Annotated in this window: 12 protein-coding genes; 5 read left to right on the forward strand and 7 right to left on the reverse strand. The window is 67.3% G+C overall.

Going from position 1 to position 18,812, the window contains the following annotated elements:
• The first annotated feature begins 46 nt into the window (after positions 1–46).
• The 3 genes from RXV88_RS12825 (at position 47) to RXV88_RS12835 (ending at position 8,977) form a co-directional block, all read left to right on the forward strand.
• Positions 47–3,382 carry a nidogen-like domain-containing protein gene (locus RXV88_RS12825; protein WP_316293447.1) on the forward strand — a complete coding sequence of 1,112 codons (3,336 nt, stop codon included), beginning with the start codon at positions 47–49 and terminating at the stop codon, positions 3,380–3,382.
• A 211-nt stretch (positions 3,383–3,593) separates the two neighbouring features.
• Positions 3,594–6,635 carry a choice-of-anchor L domain-containing protein gene (locus RXV88_RS12830; protein WP_316293449.1) on the forward strand — a complete coding sequence of 1,014 codons (3,042 nt, stop codon included), beginning with the start codon at positions 3,594–3,596 and terminating at the stop codon, positions 6,633–6,635.
• A 110-nt stretch (positions 6,636–6,745) separates the two neighbouring features.
• On the forward strand, positions 6,746–8,977 hold the full coding sequence (locus RXV88_RS12835; RefSeq protein ID WP_316293451.1) for a VWD domain-containing protein: 2,232 nt from the start codon (positions 6,746–6,748) through the stop codon (positions 8,975–8,977).
• 23 nt (positions 8,978–9,000) lie between these two features.
• Here the strand turns inward: RXV88_RS12835 and RXV88_RS12840 are convergent, their stop codons facing one another.
• Positions 9,001–9,765: a sulfotransferase family 2 domain-containing protein gene (locus RXV88_RS12840; protein WP_316293453.1), complete on the reverse strand. Its 765-nt coding sequence runs from the start codon at positions 9,763–9,765 to the stop codon at positions 9,001–9,003.
• 98 nt (positions 9,766–9,863) lie between these two features.
• Complete coding sequence (locus RXV88_RS12845) at positions 9,864–10,679, reverse strand: ABC transporter permease (protein ID WP_410468825.1); 816 nt, start codon at positions 10,677–10,679, stop codon at positions 9,864–9,866.
• A 104-nt stretch (positions 10,680–10,783) separates the two neighbouring features.
• Between RXV88_RS12845 and RXV88_RS12850 the strand changes: the two genes are divergently transcribed.
• Together RXV88_RS12850 and RXV88_RS12855 are read left to right on the forward strand one after the other, a co-directional pair.
• Positions 10,784–12,025, forward strand: coding sequence for a sugar transporter (locus tag RXV88_RS12850; RefSeq protein WP_316293455.1), 1,242 nt, complete (start codon positions 10,784–10,786; stop codon positions 12,023–12,025).
• Between the two features lie 31 nt (positions 12,026–12,056).
• Positions 12,057–12,734, forward strand: coding sequence for an ABC transporter ATP-binding protein (locus RXV88_RS12855; RefSeq protein WP_316293457.1), 678 nt, complete (start codon positions 12,057–12,059; stop codon positions 12,732–12,734).
• Between the two features lie 62 nt (positions 12,735–12,796).
• On the opposite strand, the gene RXV88_RS12860 is transcribed toward RXV88_RS12855, so the two are convergent.
• From RXV88_RS12860 to RXV88_RS12880, 5 genes are all read right to left on the reverse strand, one after another.
• Complete coding sequence (locus RXV88_RS12860) at positions 12,797–13,213, reverse strand: VOC family protein (RefSeq protein ID WP_316293458.1); 417 nt, start codon at positions 13,211–13,213, stop codon at positions 12,797–12,799.
• A 137-nt stretch (positions 13,214–13,350) separates the two neighbouring features.
• Positions 13,351–14,169 carry a hypothetical protein gene (locus RXV88_RS12865; protein ID WP_316293460.1) on the reverse strand — a complete coding sequence of 273 codons (819 nt, stop codon included), beginning with the start codon at positions 14,167–14,169 and terminating at the stop codon, positions 13,351–13,353.
• The gene (locus RXV88_RS12870; protein WP_316293462.1) at positions 14,166–15,005 is read right to left on the reverse strand and encodes a hypothetical protein; all 840 of its coding nucleotides are present in this window, start codon (positions 15,003–15,005) and stop codon (positions 14,166–14,168) included. Before RXV88_RS12870 ends, RXV88_RS12865 begins: the two co-directional genes overlap by 4 nt.
• Before the next feature lie 3 nt (positions 15,006–15,008).
• Positions 15,009–17,354, reverse strand: a complete 2,346-nt coding sequence (locus RXV88_RS12875; RefSeq protein ID WP_316293463.1) for a glycosyl transferase family 1 — start codon at positions 17,352–17,354, stop codon at positions 15,009–15,011.
• The gene (locus tag RXV88_RS12880) at positions 17,354–18,682 is read right to left on the reverse strand and encodes a UDP-glucose/GDP-mannose dehydrogenase family protein (protein WP_316293465.1); all 1,329 of its coding nucleotides are present in this window, start codon (positions 18,680–18,682) and stop codon (positions 17,354–17,356) included. The genes RXV88_RS12875 and RXV88_RS12880 overlap by 1 nt, the downstream gene beginning before the upstream one ends.
• Positions 18,683–18,812: the final 130 nt, after the last annotated feature.

An 18,812-nucleotide genomic window follows, 5' to 3' on the forward strand; every position in this document is an offset into this window, starting at 1 on the left:
GCCCGGGGCTGTACCGACACCATTCAGGGATTGAGAGGAAGAGATTATGGCGGAACTTTACCTGGCGGGGAACGAGGTTTCCATCACCGATTACGGCCATCTGCAACTGGTCTATATCGACGACGCGGGCAACGAATTCGAGATCGAGGTGCAATCGCCCACCGCCGCCAGCGGCGACTGGATCGTGGTGCCCGCCACCACCGATCACACCACCACGCCCGGCTATGGCGACGCGGAAAACTACGCCCGCGTCCAGATCGACGTGGGCCCCGACCGCACGGTCGAGGAGGTCTGGCAGCTCTTGACCAATGCGCGCGATTTCTTCGCCACCCAGAGCATCGACTACCGCACCGGCGTCGCCCCCGGCGAGACGCTGGAGGGGCAGAATTCCAACAGCTACATCACCGCGCTGATGCATATCGCGGGGCTGGATATCGACACCTACCTGGCCGGGGCCACCCCCAGCGATGTCGGCTCGGGCTTTCCGGGCGTGGCGCGCAACGTGCTCTTCGACGTGGTCGATTCCAGCGGCACCGCGCTGGCGCCCATCGCGTTGACCCTGCCGGGCACGCCCGGCAACGACGTGATGAACGGCGGCGCGGGGGCGGATTCGCTCTCGGGGCTCGATGGCAACGACACGCTTGACGGCAACGGCGGCGCCGACACGCTGAACGGCGGGCCGGGCGTCGACACCGTCGCCATGATCGGCGCGCCCGAGGATTACGAGATCGTGTCGGTCAACGCCGGCACAAGGGTGCTGCGCGACCCCGCCGGGACTGAGACCACGCTGGTCGATGTCGAGCGGATCCAGTTCTCCAACGGCGATCTGACCGATGCCGCGCTCAACCCGCTGAGCGGCAGCCCCGGGCTGGTCTCGGGGCTGGGCGGCGACGTGGGGTTCGGCGAGAACGTGCTGCCGGCCAACGACGACGGCTTTACCGCCCAGATCGACGCCAGCGCGATCTTCGAGGACGGCATCAACTTCTTCGGCACGGTCTATTCGGGTTTCTGGATCAACAACAACGGCTCGATCACCTTCGGCGGCCCGCGCGGCACCTATACCCCGAGCCCGATCACCGACGTGTCCAACAACCCCGAGATCAGCCCCTATTTCGCCGATGTGGACACCCGCGGCGGCGCGGCCAGCCCGACGCCGGGCGGCAATTCCATGGGCACCAACCTGGTCTATTGGGATTTCAACGAGGTCACCGACCAGATCGTCATCACCTGGGACGACGTGGGCTATTACAGCAACCGCACCGATCTGCTGAACGCCTTCCAGCTGATCCTGACCGATCAGGGCGGCGGCGATTTCGACATCCAGTTCCGCTACGAGGCGGTCAACTGGACCACCGGCAGCGCCTCGGGCGGGGTCAACGGGCTGGGCGGCACGGTGGCGCGGGCGGGCTACACCGCCGGGTCGGGCGAGGCGGACGAGTTCTTCGAGCTGCCGCAATCGGGCGACCAGGACGCGATGCTGAGCCTCGACGTGATCCCGGGCAACACCGGGCTGGTGGGGCTGTGGGAATTCTTCGTGCGCAACGGCGGCGTGGTGGAATCGGTGGTGCCGCTGCAGCCCGAGGACGCTGGCGGCTGGGTGGCGGGCGATCCGCACCTCTCGACGCTGGATGGCGTGGGCTATGACTTCCAGGCGGCGGGGGAATACGTGCTCTTGCGCGGCACGGAGTCGGATTTCGAGATCCAGGCGCGCATGGTGCCGGTGGCCGACAACGTCAGCGTCAACGCCGCGGTGGCCACCAATCTGGGCGGCACGGCGGTGATGATCGACGCCACCGACGAGGTGCCGCTGCACATCGGCGGCGTGCCGACCGAGATCGAGGACTTCGGCTTTGTCGAGGTGGGCGACGACCGCGTCTACCGCGAGGGCGACACCTATACGGTGGTCTATGCCGGTGCGGACGGCGTGGTGGGCGACGGCGACAGCCAGCTTATCGTGACGGTGCGCGAGGACCGGGTCGATCTGGACATCCGTCTCAACGACGCGCTTCTGGGCAGCCTCGAGGGGCTCTTGGGCGACGGCGACGGCGATGCTTCGAACGACATCGCGCTCGCGGACGGCACGCCGCTGGCGCGCCCGCTGGTCTTTGAGGACGTCTATGGCCAGTACCGCGACGACTGGCGCGTCACCAGCGCCGAACAGAGCCTTTTCACCTATGACGAGGGCGAGAGCCTGGCGGGCTTTTACGACGAGGATTTCCCCGGCGCGGCGGTCAGCCTCGACGATCTGGACCCCGAGCTCTTGGCGGCGGCCGAAGAGGCGGCGACCAATGCGGGGCTCACCCCGGGCACGCCGAACTTTGAAAACGCGGTGCTGGATTTCGCGCTGACCGGCGACAGCAGTTTCCTGGAATCCGCGGTCGAGGTGCCGCAGACCATCGACGAGACGGTCGCGACCGAAGAGCCCGAGGCGCTGGTGCTGACCGGCACGCCGGGGCCGGACGCGCTGACAGGCGGCGTTCTGGGCGACACGATCGACGGTTTGGCGGGCCAGGACACCATCGTCGGCCGCGCCGGCGACGACCGGCTGGAGGGCGGCGACGGGCGCGACCTGATCGACGCGGGGTCGGGCGACGACGCGGTGCTGGGGCAGGGCGGCGACGACACTCTGCTGGGCGGCGACGGCAACGACAACATCGCTGCCAGCGACGGCAATGACGAGGCCCACGGCGGCGCGGGCGACGACCTGATGGGCGGCGGCCTGGGCAACGACCTGATGACCGGCGGCGCGGGCCGCGACTTCATGGGCGGCGGTCTGGGCAACGACACCGTGGACGGCGGCGACGACGGCGACGTGGTGAATGGCGGCGGCGGCGACGACGTGCTGCTGGGCGGCGCGGGCAACGACACCATGGGCGGGTCGTTCAACGCCGACAGCGTCGAGGGTGGCGAGGGCGACGACGACATGGGCGGCGGCCTGGGTCAGGACACCGTGCTGGCCGGCGACGGCGACGACAGCGTCGGCGGCGGCGAGGGCAACGACAGCATCGAAGGCGGCAGCGGCGCCGACTTCCTTGCGGGCGGCGGGCGCGACGACCTCATCGACGGCGGCAGCGGCGCCGACACCATCAACGGCGGCGACGGCGACGACACCATGACCGGCGGCGGCGGCGAGGACGTGTTCGTGTGGAACTTCTTCAAGGACGGCGATGCCGACGTGATCACCGACTTCGCCGATGGGGTCGACAGCTTGCGCATGGTGGGCGTCGAAAACGCGCCGGGATCGGGCCTGCAAGGCAAGCTGGCGGCACTGAACATTACCGACACCGCGGGCGGCGCGCAGATCGATTATCAGGGCCACATTGTGCTGATCGAGGGCGTCGTGGCCGCCGATCTGGGGCTGGAGGATTTCACCTTCCTCTGAGGCGGATTGCCGCGAAAACCGGGGGCGGCGCGGGCGGGAAAACCGTTGACCCGTGCCGCCCCCTTTCCTAGCATGACCGCGGAAGGACCGGGGGGTGCGGCTGTTTACAGGGCGTCTTCGGGTTTGTTTTTTGATAGAAACCGGATTTCCATAGCTGCTGCGATTGCCGCTGTTCCGGCCCGGAAATCCGACACATAGCGAGGATTTCACCATGCCAAGTCTTTATACCCTCACCGGTTTCAGCTTTTCCGGTCCCACGGACAGCCCGACCGCCGTGTCCAGCTCGACCCTCGAAATTCAGGGCTCCGACGATCTGGGCGTGACCTTCACCCCCGGCACCAGCACCGATCCGGCCGATATCTCGGGCGCGCTCGACGTCACCTCGGGTGAGGTTTACGGCATCCTTCTGGATGGTCTGCTGCCTAACCTGCAAAGCGACCAGTGGGGCGCGGGCATGGGTGAATTCACCAACGGCCCCGACACCACCCAGATCCTGACAATCGTCGACAACAGCTTTGGCGGACGTACCTATGTCTATGTGCTCTCGGGCGATCCGGTGGGCGCAAGCAACCCGCCGACCGACACCGAAGTGATCACTTTCTTCGACGGGGCCGTCTCCGACATCCCCTCGGGGCCCTTCGCGCCCGGCATCGAATTCTCGCCCGGCGACGCCAGCAGTGCGGTGGTCGATCCCGACCCCTTCGCCGGCACCGCGGGACCCGACGTCATCCTGGGCTTTCCCAGCAACGATCCGATCGACGGCGAGGGCGGCAACGACACGATCGACGGCAACTTCGGCAACGACACCATCCTGGGCGGGACGGGGCAGGATTTCATCCTCGGCGGGCCGGGTTACGACGACATCAACAGCGGTCCCGGCGGCACCACGCCCGATGTCCCCGACGGCGATATCGTCGACGGCGGCGGCGGGCTCGACATCACCCGCGGCACCCCGTCGGATTTCAACGAGGACACGATCAATGGGCTCGATTTTGGCGACCTGCTCATCCTCCTGGGGATCTCGCCCGACAGCATCTCCGAAGGGCCCGGGGAAAACGAGATCCTGATCGAGACCACCGGCGACGACACGCCCGAGGCGTCGTTCTTCTTTGACACGGTGTTCGGCGACGCGGAAACGGCCGGGCTGGTGGCCACCGCCGACGGCGGCAACACGATCCTGCAGCTCGACCCGGCGCTGGCCTCGGATCCGGGCATCGGCGAGACGATCCTGGGGCCGCAGGATTTCCCGACGATCGGCGATTTCCTCTTTGCCGACGACAGTATCGTGCCGATCGACATCTATTACGTGGGCGCGGTGGAAAGCCTGGCGCTGCTGGAAGACGGCCATGCCATCCGCGAGATCTCGGGCGATACGCCGAACGAGGTGGTGGGCATCGACCGCGGCGTGTTCCTCAGCTCGGGCGGGGGCCCCGGCACCGAAAACACCTCGCCGAGCTTCCGGGAGGTGCTGAACGAGCCGGGCGATCCGCGGCTGACCGCCACGGCGCAGGAGGCCTTCCCCGGTGCCGGCAGCACCAATGACGCCTCGCTGATCACCTTCACCTTCGACGCCGCCGACCTGGGCGATCAATCCTCGATCAGCTTCGACGTCTTCTTCGGCTCGGACGAATTCCCCGAATTTGTCAACTCCTCCTTCGTCGACATCGCCGCGGTCTATGTGAACGGCGTGAACTATGCGCTGTTCAACAACGATCCCGAACAGCCGCTGTCGATCACGGGTGAATCGATCAACACGCCGGGCAACTTCTACACCAACAACGGCGACGATGGGTCCGACGACGATCCTTTCACCGGTACCTTCGACACCGAATACGACGGCTTCTCGGTGCTGCTGAACGTGATCGCGCCGGTGCAGCCGGGCATCAACACGGTGACCATCGGGGTCGCCGACACCGGGGATTCGATTTATGATTCGGGGATCTTCGTCGGCAATATCCAGGGGTCGGATTTCGAGACCGGCGGCAGCTTTGTACCGTCCAACGGCACTGTCGGCGACGATCTGATCGACGCCAACGGCGCGCCGGAACTCCACTCAATCGGAACTGGCGGCGCGGATACGATCAGCGGCACCGCGCAGGAACTCGACGGCGACCAGATTGACGGCGCCGAAGATGACGATGTGATCGTCGTCGAGGACTGGGTTGGTGACCAAGACGATGTAACTGGCACTCAGGGCTCGCTGATCCTCGACATCGACACCGATGGCGATGGCGAGAGCGACAGCACCATCACGCTGCTGGGCGATTTCTCGCAGGCCACCTACAACGTCGAGAACGACGGCACCAACACCACGATCTCCTTCGACGGCATCATCAGCGACGGAGGGGTTCCGGGCGAATTGTTCGAAGGCACCGACGGCGACGACACGCTGACCGGCGGCGACGGTGACGACACGCTGATCGGCGGCGGCGGCGACGACAGCCTGGACGGCGGGGCCGGCAACGACGGTGTCTTCGGCCAGGACGGCAACGACACGCTGATTGGCGGCGCGGGCAACGACAACATCGGCAGTTCGTCCGGCGACGATGTCGCTATTGGCGGCGCCGGTGACGACTTCATGGGCGGCGGGGCCGGCAGTGACGACCTCGACGGCGGCACCGGCAACGACTTCATGGGCGGCGGTCTCGATGACGACACGGTCGACGGCGGCGACGGCAACGACGTGGTAAACGGCGGCGGCGGCAACGACGTGCTGATCGGCGGCGACGGCAACGACACCATGGGCGGGTCGTTCAACTCCGACCAGGTCACCGGCGGCACCGGCAACGACGACATGGGCGGCGGCCTGGGTCAGGACACGATCTCGGGCGGCGGCGGCGACGACAGCGCCGGCGGCGGCGAGGGCGACGATGTGGTCAACGGCGGCGCGGGGAACGACTTTCTCGCGGGCGGCGGGCGCAACGACGCCATCAACGGCGGGATCGGCAACGACACGATCAACGGCGGCGATGGCGACGACACCATGACCGGCGGCGACGGTGCGGATGTCTTCGTGTGGAACTTCTTCAAGGACGGTGACGCCGACGTCATCACCGACTTCGAGGACGGCATCGACAGCTTCCGCATGGTGGGTGTCGAGAACGCGCCGGGCACGGGCCTCGCCGGCAAGCTCGACGCCTTGGGCATCACCGACACCGCCGGCGGTGCGCTGATCGACTATCAGGGCCACACCGTGCTGATCGAGGGCGTGTCGGCGAGCGATCTGACGCTTGACGATTTCACCTTCCTCTAAGATCAGGGTCCGGCCCGCGCGCATTGGTGCGGGCCCTGCCAACCGGCATGCGGGTCTCCGGGCCGGCATGCCTTTTTTAACTCTCGTGTTTGCCAAAGGATTGCGCACCGATGTTTCCAGAATTCCCTGAAATCACCACGATCGAAGACTTCACCGCCTGGACTCAGCTGGCGTCCGCCGGGGCGGCGCTTCTGGGTGACGCGAACCTGACCCAGGCCTTCAGCGCTGATCCCACGACGTTGACGGTGGGGGAGTACCTGGCGCTGCTCGATGCCGCCGAAGCCTCGATCCTGGCCACGGATTTCAGCTTTCTGGAGGAGTTGATCCCGCTTCTTGAAGAGCAGCTGACCGCCGTCATCGACCCTGCCGAACTGCCCGAAGGCGTGACGGTGGACGACGTGATCGCCCAGGCCACAGCGCTGCTGAGCGATCTGGCGGCTGGCGACACCTCGATCCTAACCAGCGGTTTCGACGCCATCCGCGCCGTTCTCGACGGTGTGCCCGAGGACACGATCCTGGCCCAGGCAATCGTCGGCGAGGGCGGCACGATCGATCCCGGCGTGATCGAGGATTTCTTCGACAATTTCGTCCTGCCGCGCTTCCCGGATGAGCTGGTCGAGGCCTGGGTGGCGGGCGATCCGCATCTGCGCACGCTCGACGGAGTAGATTATGATTTCCAGGCGGCGGGCGAATACGTTCTGCTGCGCGGCACCGACAGCGACTTTGAGATCCAGGCGCGCATGGTGCCGGTGGCCGACAACGTCAGCGTCAACGCCGCCATCGCCACCAATCTTGCGGGCACGGCGGTGATGATCGATGCCGCCGACGCCATCCCGCTGACCGTGGACGGTGCGGCGGTCGACCTGGCCGACGGCGCGGCGCTCAACGTGGCGGGCGGCGGGTTGATTACTCGCGAGGGCAACATCTATCGCATCGTCTATCCCGGCGCCGATGGCGTGGCGGGCGACGGCGACGCGCAGCTCAGCGTGCGCGTGCTGGAGGACCGGGTCGATATCGGCCTGCGCATGGACGCAAGCCTGCTGGGCAGTCTCGAGGGGCTCTTGGGCGACGGCGACGGCGACCCGGCCAACGACATCGCTCTGGCCGACGGCACGGTGCTGGCCCAGCCGGTGGCCTTCGCCGATCTTTATGGCCAGTACCGCGAGGATTGGCGCGTGGCCGCTGCCGACAGTCTTTTCACCTATGACGCGGGCGAAACCACCGACGGCTTCTACGACGCGGCCTTCCCCGGCGAGGAGGTCACGCTCGACAGCCTCGACCCGGCGGTGCGCGCCGCGGCCGAGGCCGCGGCGGAAGCGGCCGGGCTGGTGCCGGGCACGGCGGCCTTCGAGGCGGCGGTGCTCGATTTTGCGCTGACCGGCGACGAGTCGTTCATCGACTCCGCGCTCTTCTTGACCGTGTCGCAGACCGGCACCTCGGGCGACGACACGCTGGTGGGCGGCACCGGTGACGACGTGCTGTCGGGCGCGGGCGGCGACGACCGGCTGGAAGGTAACGACGGCAACGACCAGCTGTCGGGCGACGGCGGCAACGACGCGCTTCTGGGCGGCGCGGGGGCCGATGTGCTGGACGGCGGCGCGGGCAACGACAATATCGCGGCCAGTGATGGCAACGACGTGGTCGATGGCGGTGCGGACAATGACCTCATCGGCGGCGGACTTGGTAATGACTTGATCGACGGCGGGTCGGGCAACGACTTCATCGGCGGCGGTCAGGGCAACGACAGCGCCGACGGCGGCGAGGGCGACGACGTGGTCAACGGCGGCGCGGGCGACGACAGCCTGACGGGCAACGATGGGTCGGACACCATGGGCGGGTCCTTCGGGTCGGACACGGTGACCGGCGGTCTGGGCGCCGACGACATGGGCGGCGGCGCGGGCACCGACGTGATCGCGGGCGGGCAGGGCAACGACAGCGCCGGCGGCGGCGAGGGCGACGACACGATCACCGGCGGTGCGGGCGACGACTTCCTTGCGGGTGGCGGGCGCAACGACGTGATCTCGGGCGGCGACGACAGCGACACGATCAACGGCGGCGACGGCGACGACACCATGACCGGCGGGGCCAATGCCGATACGTTTGTCTTCAACGGCTTCAACGCGGGCGACGCCGACGTGATCACCGACTTCCAGGACGGGGTCGATAGCTTCCGTATGACCGGGGTCGAGAACGCGCCGGGCTCGGGCCTGCAGGGCTATGTCGATGCGCTGAACATCACCGACACGGCCCAGGGCGCTCTGATCGATTACCAGGGTCACACGATCCTGATCGAAGGCGTGGCGGCGGCCGACCTGACGCTCGACGATTTCACCTTCCTCTGACCCCCGGGGCCGGGGCGGCGCGCTCAGGGCCTCAGCGGATAGCCGAACATCTCGAAATCGGTGGCATAGAGCGCGTGGATCTTCGCCAGCGTGGCGTCGGTGATGAAATTGTCGTAGCTGAAGGCATAGCCGGCCACGTCGCGGGCCGGCACGTCGCCGAGATAGCCGGGATGGAGGGGGCCTTCGCCGCGCTCGGTGCGGTTCATCGCTCGCGGCGTCCAGCGCATGCCGAGCGCGCGCGCCAGCGCCGTCATCTCGGCATCCAGCCGCTCCACATGCACGATGTGATCGTAGCGCAGGCCCTCGGCCACCAGGAAGGGCGGCACCTGGGTCTCCCAATGGCCGTTGACCGGGTGGCGGGGCTTGTCGCGGTTGGCGTGCAGATGGGCCACCGCGTCGAGAAAGCCCTCGAAGGTCATCACGTTGGCCTGGCGCGGGGCGCCGGTGATCTGCCCATAGAGATCGTGCAGATCGCGGGCGAAGGGCTCCAGATCGTCGCGGGTGCGCAGCACCCGGCCCTGGTAGAGGCAGAACTTGTTGAAATAGGCGCTGATGATGCGAGTGACGGGGTGGCGCACCAGGATGGCCGATTGCAGGCGCTGCCTTTTGATGGCGGGAAGGCAGTGGTGGTAGGGCAGGCTCTGTGTGTGGAAATACTTCTTGTGGGCGGGGGCGGGGGTCATGTTGTCGGCCAGAAAGCCGAAGAGCGTGGTGCAGGCGGCCTTCTGTGACCAGAAGAAGACGCATCCATGTATCTTGTCGATATAGCCGCGCCAGCCCATGTCCATCCTTGCCGTGTGGTTACCTGCTCGGGGTGCGCTAGCAGAGAATGTGCGCGGCGTCCATCTGGGCGACCCTAGGGTGCGCGCTCGGCACGCACCGCGGGTCAGTTGTTGATGATGTCGCGGTGATAGCGGCGCAGCAGCAGGAGGCCGGTGGTCAGTAGTACGCCCGCCACCAGAAAGACGTAAAGCGGCGAGACATAGGTGGCGTCATAGGTGGCGTAGATACCCTTGCGCATCTGTCCGACGATATGAACCAGCGGGTTCCACCACAGCCAGTCGCGATAGGGCATCGGCACGGTGTCATAAAGAAAGAAGATACAGGAGATGATGAACATCGGCCGGTTGAGGATTGCCCAGGTGCGTTCCCACACTGGGTAGAGCGACAACAAGAAGCAGTTGAGCGTTCCGACCCCCGCCGCCAGCGCCACCGCCATGGCGTAGGCCAGCGCGATGGCGGGCAGATCGAGGATCACGTCAAGATCGTAAAGCCACAGGATGCCGGTCAGCACGAAGGCCGAGATGAATATCTGCGTCATGGCGTTCATCAGCAGCCGCGCGATCAGCGCATCGATGAAGGTCACGCCCGGATAGAACAGCAGGGATTTCGAAAACCGCAGCGCAACCGCGATCTTCCCGCTGATATCCATATAGCCCATGAACGGCAGGATCCCCGAGGCGAAGAACAGCGCAAAGCTGGTGCCGATCCCGGGTGAGCGGAAGCCCAGCGAAAAGATCGCCGTCATCAGCATGATGCCCGCCACAGGTTCCAAGATCGCCCAGAGATACCCCAGCGCTGAGCGGCCGTAGGTCGTCGACATCTCGCGCAGCATGAGCGCGGCCACCACCCGCGGCGTGCCGGAGCGGCGCGGCGCCCGGGCGGGCGCGGAGGGCAGGCGGGGCAGAGTGGATTGATCCATCGGGGTCTCTGGCATAGGGTCGCGGGGTCGGATAGAACGCGCCAACCCCGTCAAGGCGTGCAAGCCGTATCACAGGCGCCGCATCATAGGCAAAGAGACCGGATTTGGAAGACACAAACCAGGCAGCACAGGCGGCCTCCGCCCCGGCGAAACCGTCCGGCCCGGCAAAGGGAAACGGGCCGGGCAAAAAGCAGGTGGCCTCGGTCAAGGTGCTGCCCGCCGCCACGCCGGCGCGCCCCAGGCGGCGTCACTGGCTGCTGCTGGCGACCTTCGGCCTGTTCGTCCTCCTGCCGCTGGTGGTGGTGGCCTTCTATATGTACGCCGTCGCCCGCGACCAATACGCCAGCCATGTCGGTTTTTCGGTGCGTACCGAAGAGGTCAGTTCGGCGGTCGAGCTGCTGGGCGGGATCACCGAGCTGTCGGGATCCAGCTCGTCGGACACCGACATTCTTTACGAATTCATCCAGTCCCAGCAGATGGTGCGCGCCATCGCCCGCGAACTGGACCTGCCGGCGATCTACCGCCGCGACGGCGATCCGGTCTTCACCCTGGGCGAGGACACAAGGATCGAGGCGCTGGCCGATTACTGGCAGCGCATGGTCAAGGTGTTCTACGATCGCTCCGGCGGGCTGATCGAGGTGCGGGTGCTGGCCTTTGATCCCGACGACGCCCATTCCATCGCCACCGCGATCTTTGCCAATTCCAGCGCCATGATCAACGAGCTCTCGGCCATCGCGCGCGCTGACGCCACGCGCTATGCCGAGGAAGAACTGATGCGCAGCCAGGAGCGGCTGCGCGCCGCGCGCCAGGCGCTGACGGCCTTTCGCAACCGCACCGGCATCATCGACCCCTCGGCCGACATCCAGGGCCAGATGGGCGTGGTCAATGCCCTGCAGCAATCCCTGGCCCAGGCACTGATCGAATTGCAGAGCCTCCTGGACGAGGGCGTCGATCCCAACGGCCTGCAGGTCGAGCGCCTGCGCAGCCGCATCGAGGCGATCCGCAAGCAGATCGCCGCCGAACGCGACCAGTTCGCCCGCGACGCCGAAGAGGGTTCGGGCGGCGGCGCCCAGGCCTTTTCGCGCCTGCTGGAGGAATACGAGGGGCTGATCGTCGATCTGGAATTCGCCGAAAGCGCCAGCCTGTCGGCGCGCACCGCCTACGAATCCGCCCTGGCCGAGGCGCAGCGGCAATCGCGCTACCTGGCCTCCTATATCAACCCGACCCGGGCCGAGACCCCGGAATATCCGCAGCGCGGCGTGATCGTGCCGGTGTCGGGGGTGTTCCTGCTGATCCTCTGGGCCATCGGCGCGATGATCTATTATTCGCTGCGCGACCGGCGCTGAGCGCGGTGGCGGCGGCAACGAGAGACCGGCGATGATCGAGCTGCGCAACGTCTCCAAGACCTTCATTCTGAACGGCAACCGCAAAGTGGTTGCCGACCGCGTCTCGGCGGTGTTTCCGCCGCGCACGGCAGTGGCGATCCTGGGGCGCAACGGGGCGGGCAAGTCCAGCCTGCTGAAGATCCTGTCGGGCTCTATGGAGCCAGACAGCGGCGAGGTCGTCACCGAGGGCAGTGTGTCCTGGCCGATCGGCTTCGCCGGCTCGTTCCACCCCGAGCTCACGGGGCTGCAGAACACCCGCTTCATCGCCCGCGTCTACGGCGTGGACAGCGACGAGCTGACCGATTTCGTGCGTCATTTCGCAGAGCTGGGGGATCACTTCTACCTGCCCATCCGCAGCTATTCCTCGGGCATGAAATCGCGGCTGGCGCTGGGGGTGTCGATGGGAATCCCCTTCGACACCTATCTTGCCGACGAGATCGGCGCGGTGGGCGACGCCTCGTTCAAGCGCAAATCCGAGGCGATTCTGACTGAGCGGCTGACCGGCAGCGCGGCGATCATGGTGACCCATGCGCTGGGACAGGTGCGGCGGCTCTGCCACCACGCCTGCGTGCTCGAGGGCGGGCAGCTTTACTACTACAAGGACCCCGAAGAGGGCATCGCGCATCACCAGGAACTGATGAAGGCGGCCAAACCGGGCGGCGTGGTCTAGCCCAAGACGCAGTGCTCGTTCGTCGGGGCGGCGAAGGGCGCTGGCCGCCCGTGTCCCTCGCGTTACCCGTCTCGCCCGGGATCGTCCGCATCGCTGGAGAAAAGCGCGATCTTGTTACCCTGGGGGTCGCGCAGGTAGCCGATGTAGAAGTGTGGCCCGTAGGACGCGCGAAAGCCCGGCTGGCCTTCGTCGGACCCGCCCGCGGCGAGGGCCGCGGCATGCAGCGCGCGGACCTGGCTTTGATTGCGCGCCTCGAAGGCGACCATGCAGCCGTTGCCGGCCGAGGCGGGACGTCCGTCGAAGGTCGGCTTGACGTAGAAATCGGGAAGCACGGGCGCCTGGCCCGGCGGGACGGGCAGCGCGTAGCTCAGCCCCTCGGGCCCCTCCCTTAGCGTGTAGCCGAGGGCCGGCAGAAACGCGGAGTAAAACCGCATGGCGCGCGCGATATCATCTGCGCCGACTGTGACATAGGCGATCATGCGTCGCGGCTCCTTGCGCACGTTCGGGGCTTCGACCCGGAGACCCGCAGCGTTGCAGAAACCGGATCGGTTGTTCCACCCCCTCGGGCCAAATTCGGCCGTCGCCATGCATCCGGGCCGCAACCGGCAGGCCCGGTCTATTCCGCCGCCCGGTTGTCGTAGCCGAAGGCATCGAGGATCCCGGCGTTGGCCTCTTCCATCAGGCTCTCCAGCCAGGCGGTGCGCTCGGGCGTGCGGCCGGGATCGGGCTCGCGGGTCAGGTGGTGGATGGCCTTGAACTCGGTGCGCAGGTCATCCGCATCGCGCGCAGGGTCGGCGATGGCGCGCGCCAGCGCAGCGCAATCGGCGATGCGCAGCGACGGGTTGCCCAGGTAATGTGGCAGCGTCCAGTCGATGGGCGCGCCGGGTAGCAGGCCTTCGACCACAGGCCGCAGGTCGCGGTGGCCGGCGATGGTCAGCGCGTCGCGCCCGAAGGTCTCCGCCCAGCCCCGCAGCCCGCGCAGCGGTGCGAACTGGCGCGCGCGGGCGGTGCAGAAGTCTTCGAAGCTTTGCCCGTCATAGGCGCGGCGCGTGGCCAGGAAGCGTTCGAAATGCTGCTTCATGTGCTGCGAATAGGAGCCGTAGAGGATTTCCGAAAACGGCCGTAGAAAGACCAGAACGCACACGGCGATCCCGGCCTCGGGCGCCAGCCGCGCCAGAGCCGCGCCGCGCCGGGGCAGAAACAGTAGGTCCTCGTGGCTGAGGATCGTCGTGTGCACGTCTGCGGGGAATAGCGCCTCGAGCGCGGGTGCATCCAGATCGGCGAGGGCTGCGGCGTTGCCGGGATGACCCTTGCCGTCATGCGGGTAATGCAGTCCTGCCTCGCGCAGCGCATCGGCACTCTGGATCAGGCAGCGTTGCAGATAGGTCGAGCCGCATTTCGGCGATCCAACATGCAGAAGGATGTGCCGGGTCATTGCGGGGCTGTGGCCCGTGGGGCCACGCGGTTGTCGAAGCCGAAGCGGCGCATCAGCGCGGCGTTCTTTGGCTCGAAGATCTCCTCCAGCCAGGCCACGCGCTCGGCGCTCTTGCCCGGATCGGGATCGGCGGTGTGGTGGAAGGCCTCTTGGAACATGGCGCGGATCTGGTTGTCGGGAATGGTGGGGTCGCGCATCGCTGCGGCGATGGCGTCGCAATCGGCCATCCTGAGCGACGGGTTGGTTTGGCTGCGCGGCACCTCCCAGTCGATCGGCCCGCCGGTCCCCAGAAGCCGTTCCAACACCAGCCGGATATTGCGGTGGCTGTCCAGGATCAACCCCGGATCGGGAAAGCGCTTGTCCCAGTTGCTCAGGAACGTCGCCGGCTTCAGCGTTTCCACCCGGCGTTCGGCGAATTCGGTAAAGCTGCGCCCGTCATAGGGATTGCGGGTTTCCAGATAGCGGTAGAAATACTGCTTCATGAACTGCGAGTAATCGCCGAATATGAATTCCGAGAACGGTCGTAGGAAGGCGATGAGCTGCACCTGGGTGTCGTCCTCGCGCACCAGCCGGGCCAGCGCGTCCCCGCGGCGCGGCCCGCCGTAAAGGTCTTCGTGGCTCAGGATCACCGTATGGATGCCGTCACCGAACCACGTCTCGAGCCGGGGGCGGGTCAGATCGGCGAGATCGGCGGCGTTGCCGGGGTGGCCGCCGCCGTCATGCGGATAATGGATCCCCGCCGCCCGCAATGCGCCGGCGCTTTGCAGAAGCGCCTGCTGCAGATAGGTTGAGCCGCATTTTGGCGAGCCGATATGCAGTATGATCCGCCGCGTCATGGGTTACGTTTGCACCTTTTTCAGCGCCGGGGTCAGCCGGCACGCCAGATCGTCGATCAGCGTCTCGATCGGCTGGCCGAGCTCGGTCAGGTCGATCCGGCGGGCGGCGTCGCTCACCGGCTCCGCCGTGCGCCAGGCCCGCGACAGCGCCTCGGCCAGCTCGGGCGCTGTGGGCGCCACGCTGTCGATAGCGGGGCTGAGCGCGCCCAGGTCCTTGGGCCCGAAGGTGTTGGTGACCACCCGCACGCCCGAGGCGGCCATCTCCAGCGGCGGATGGCTGGGATGGGGCGAGAACATCAGCGACAGCCCCAGGTCGGTCCCGGCCAGGTATCCGGGATATTCCTCCCACGGCAGCTTGCCCAGCGATTGCAGCACCAGCCCCCCGGGCAGGGCGACCGGCGCATGGGCGAGCCCGATGGAAACCAGCTCGATGTCGCCCGGCCCCAGCTTTTCGGTCTCGGCAAAGCGGGCCAGCGCCTCGATGGCGGTGGCGTACATGTTGCGCGGCACCTCGGGGCGGCCGTAAAGCGCCAGCCGCCGGGGGCTGGCGGCGCTGCGGGTCTGACCCGCATAGCGGCCGATGTCGATGGCCGGGTGAAAGGCGGGCGCGTCGCGGCCGGCAAAGCCAAAGCCCTGCTGGGCGAAATAATCGCGCAGCAGCGTGGTGTTGAACAAGGGATCGAACTCGAAGCCGTAGCTGGCCATGGCATCGGCGAATTCCGGCCCCCAGGCGTAGAAATTGGGCTCGAAATCCTGGATCAGGTAGAGGAACCGCTGCTGATCGAATCCGTGATCGCGGATCAGCCCGTCGGCCAGATGCGCAGTCCACCAGGCGGTGGCCAGGAACCGGTCGCCCGGGTGGGCGGGGATCTCGGTCTCGGACACACCGCAATGCAGCGACACGCGCGGCGCGGCCTGGGCCGCGCCCGGGCCCAGCCGGCGCAGCAGAAAGCTGCGCGAGGCCCCGGGCGAAGAGACCGGCAGATCGGTGGCCACAAAGCGCACGTCGAGCCCGCGTGCCGCCAGCCCCAGCCCGATGTCGAGCGCGGTGACGATGCCGGCGAAGATCTCGGAGGGGTTCAGCGTCGGCACCAGAACGGTCAGTGCCGGGGCCGGGGCGCTGAAGGCCGGGGTCCAGCGCGGGGTCTTGCGCCGGTCGGCCAGATCCTCCCAGGGCTTCGGCTTGCGGCGCGGGCCATTGTCCTCGTGGCTCTGGGGCAGGCGCGGCGCCACCCCGGGCGAGAGCGAATAGAGCCTTGTGTCGAAGGCCTCGATGGCGCTGGCCATGCCCTCGCTCAGCGCGTTGCGCAGGGTCCAGACGGTGCGGCCCAGGCTGACCACGCCGAAACCCGCGGCGATCCGCGCCAGCCCGGCATGGCCGGTCAGCAGCAGCCGGGCCGCATCGGCCAGATGCGTGCCCATGCCCCGGGTGCGGCGCAGATAGGGGCGCAGCGGCGCGGTGCGGGCCACGCCATGGGCCAGCCGCCCGTCGGCCACCGCATCGGCCATCCGGTTCTGCAGCGACTGCGCCAGGTAGCGCGCCAGCCCGTAAGCTGCCGATTCCCGCCGCAGCCACATCGCATCGGGCAGACGGCGGCCGCCGCCGCTGCGCAGCCAGCCGCCCTGGCGGTCGACCGCGCCGATGGTGTTGGCCCCGTGCTGGCGGTAATCCACCAGCGGCGCGTCGATCAGGCGCACGCCGCCGGTCGCCGCCGCGATCAGCCCCAGCCAGAGGTCGTGATAGAAATGCACCCCCGATTGCTGCGGAAAGGGCAGCGCCAGCTGCGCCACGCGCAGCCGCATCAGCAAGGTCATGCCGGTGATGTTGTTGCGGTAGAGCAGCCCGCGCAGCCCCGGCCTGCGCTGCCGCCGCTCGAACCTGAACATCGAGCGCTGCAGCTCGGTCGTGCCGTCCGGCCCCACCAGCCGCGCATCCGAATGCACCAGCTGGGCCAGACCCTCCGCCAGTGCCGCCACGCCGCGCGCCAGCCGGTCGGGATGCCAGATGTCGTCCTGGTCGCAAAGCGCGATCAGCGGCTCAGGCCCGCCGTCTGCCGCCAGCGCCTCGGCGCGTGTCACCGCCTCGGCGATGCCCGCCTCGAAGGCGCGCACCGCGTCGAGCTCCATCCCGGTTTCCACCAGCGCCAGATCGAGGCCGATGTCGGCGGCGGTTTCGGTGACCAGATCGCCCGACACCGTGTCGGCGATCACCGCCAGCACCCGGCGCGGCGCATGGCTCTGCGCCGCCAGAGAGACCATCTGCGCGCGCAGATGGTCGGGGTCCGGGCGGTAGACCGCCATGACCACAAAGACCGGTGCCCCGGTCCCGGACGCGGAGGTCTGCGGCATCAGATGCCTTGAACCGGGTGGCCCTGGCGCCCGATGCTGTCATAGGCGACAAAGCCGGCGGCCGCGGCCACCTCGGCCGAATAGATGTTGCGCAGATCCGCCATGTGCGGCGTGTTCATCGCGGTGGCCACGCGCTCCAGGTCGAGAGCGCGGAACTCGTTCCACTCGGTCAGGATGACCAAGAGGTCGGCGCCGGTCGCGGCGGCATAGGCATCGTGCTCCCAGGTGACGCCGGGCAGAAGCGCCTCGCCCTCATGGCGGCCCTGCGGATCGGTCACCGCGATCTGCGCGCCGCTGCCCACCAGCGCGGGTACGATGGTCAGGCTGGGCGCGTCGCGCATGTCGTCGGTGTTGGGCTTGAAGGTCACCCCCAGCACGCCGATGCGCTTGCCGTTGAAGCTGCCGCCGCAGAGGTCGCGCAGCTTGTCGATCATCCGGCGCTTGACCTCCTCGTTGACCTTGATCACCGCCTCGGTGATCTGCATCGGGCAGGCGTGTTCCTGGCCGATCCGGGCCAGGGCCTTGGTATCCTTGGGAAAACACGATCCGCCGTAGCCGGGGCCGGCATGCAGGAACTTGTTGCCGATGCGGTTGTCCATGCCCATGCCCTTGGACACCTGCTTGACGTCGGCGCCGACCTTTTCGCACAGGGCGGCGATTTCGTTGATGAAGGTGATCTTGGTGGCCAGAAAGGCGTTGGCGGCGTATTTGATCATCTCGGCGCTTTCCAGATCGGTGGTGACGATCGGAAAATCGCGCAGATAGAGCGGGCGGTAGATCTCGGACATGACCGCGGCGGCCCGGTCGGACTGCACGCCCACGACCACGCGGTCGGGCTTCATGAAATCGTCGATCGCCGCGCCTTCGCGCAGGAATTCTGGGTTGGAGGCGACGTCGAAATCGAGCTGCGGATTGGCCGCGGCGATGACGTCGCGCACCTTGCGGTTGGTGCCCACCGGCACGGTGGATTTGGTCACCACGACGACGTAGTCCCTGGCCGCCCGGGCGATCTCTTCGGCGGCGGCCATCACATAGGTCAGATCGGCATGGCCGTCGCCGCGCCGGGTCGGCGTGCCCACGGCGATGAAGACCGCATCGGCGCCGTCGACGGCGTGGGCCAGGTCCATGGTGAAGGTCAGCCGCCCGGCCTCGACATTGCGCGCCATGAGCGTGTCGAGCCCCGGCTCGTAGATCGGCACCTCGCCACGCTCCAGCATCTCGATCTTGCGCGGATCCTTGTCGACGCAAACCACGTCATGGCCGAAGTCGGAGAAACAGACGCCCGAGACGAGGCCCACATAACCCGTACCGATCATTGCGATTTTCATGGAAACCGGATCCTTTGCGGCTGAATGCGCGATGGGGCCTTAAAACCCTGTCGGCCCGTGGTGTCAACGTATGCCGCGGGGGCCGGAATTTTTGAAAAATTCCGGATCGTTTTCTTGCAAAGAAAACGAC

The sequence above is a fragment of the Aestuariicoccus sp. MJ-SS9 genome (genome assembly GCF_032586235.1).
GTDB lineage: Bacteria > Pseudomonadota > Alphaproteobacteria > Rhodobacterales > Rhodobacteraceae > Aestuariicoccus.

Excerpts from the sequence above, each read along its gene's own strand:
- RXV88_RS12825 (WP_316293447.1), top strand. The coding sequence starts at position 47 with ATGGCGGAACTTTACCTGGCGGGGAACGAGGTTTCCATCACCGATTAC.
- RXV88_RS12830 (WP_316293449.1), top strand. The coding sequence starts at position 3,594 with ATGCCAAGTCTTTATACCCTCACCGGTTTCAGCTTTTCCGGTCCCACG.
- RXV88_RS12835 (WP_316293451.1), top strand. The coding sequence starts at position 6,746 with ATGTTTCCAGAATTCCCTGAAATCACCACGATCGAAGACTTCACCGCC.
- RXV88_RS12840 (WP_316293453.1), bottom strand. The coding sequence starts at position 9,765 with ATGGACATGGGCTGGCGCGGCTATATCGACAAGATACATGGATGCGTC.
- RXV88_RS12845 (WP_410468825.1), bottom strand. The coding sequence starts at position 10,679 with ATGGATCAATCCACTCTGCCCCGCCTGCCCTCCGCGCCCGCCCGGGCG.
- RXV88_RS12855 (WP_316293457.1), top strand. The coding sequence starts at position 12,057 with ATGATCGAGCTGCGCAACGTCTCCAAGACCTTCATTCTGAACGGCAAC.
- RXV88_RS12860 (WP_316293458.1), bottom strand. The coding sequence starts at position 13,213 with ATGATCGCCTATGTCACAGTCGGCGCAGATGATATCGCGCGCGCCATG.
- RXV88_RS12865 (WP_316293460.1), bottom strand. The coding sequence starts at position 14,169 with ATGACCCGGCACATCCTTCTGCATGTTGGATCGCCGAAATGCGGCTCG.
- RXV88_RS12870 (WP_316293462.1), bottom strand. The coding sequence starts at position 15,005 with ATGACGCGGCGGATCATACTGCATATCGGCTCGCCAAAATGCGGCTCA.
- RXV88_RS12875 (WP_316293463.1), bottom strand. The coding sequence starts at position 17,354 with ATGCCGCAGACCTCCGCGTCCGGGACCGGGGCACCGGTCTTTGTGGTC.
- RXV88_RS12880 (WP_316293465.1), bottom strand. The coding sequence starts at position 18,682 with ATGAAAATCGCAATGATCGGTACGGGTTATGTGGGCCTCGTCTCGGGC.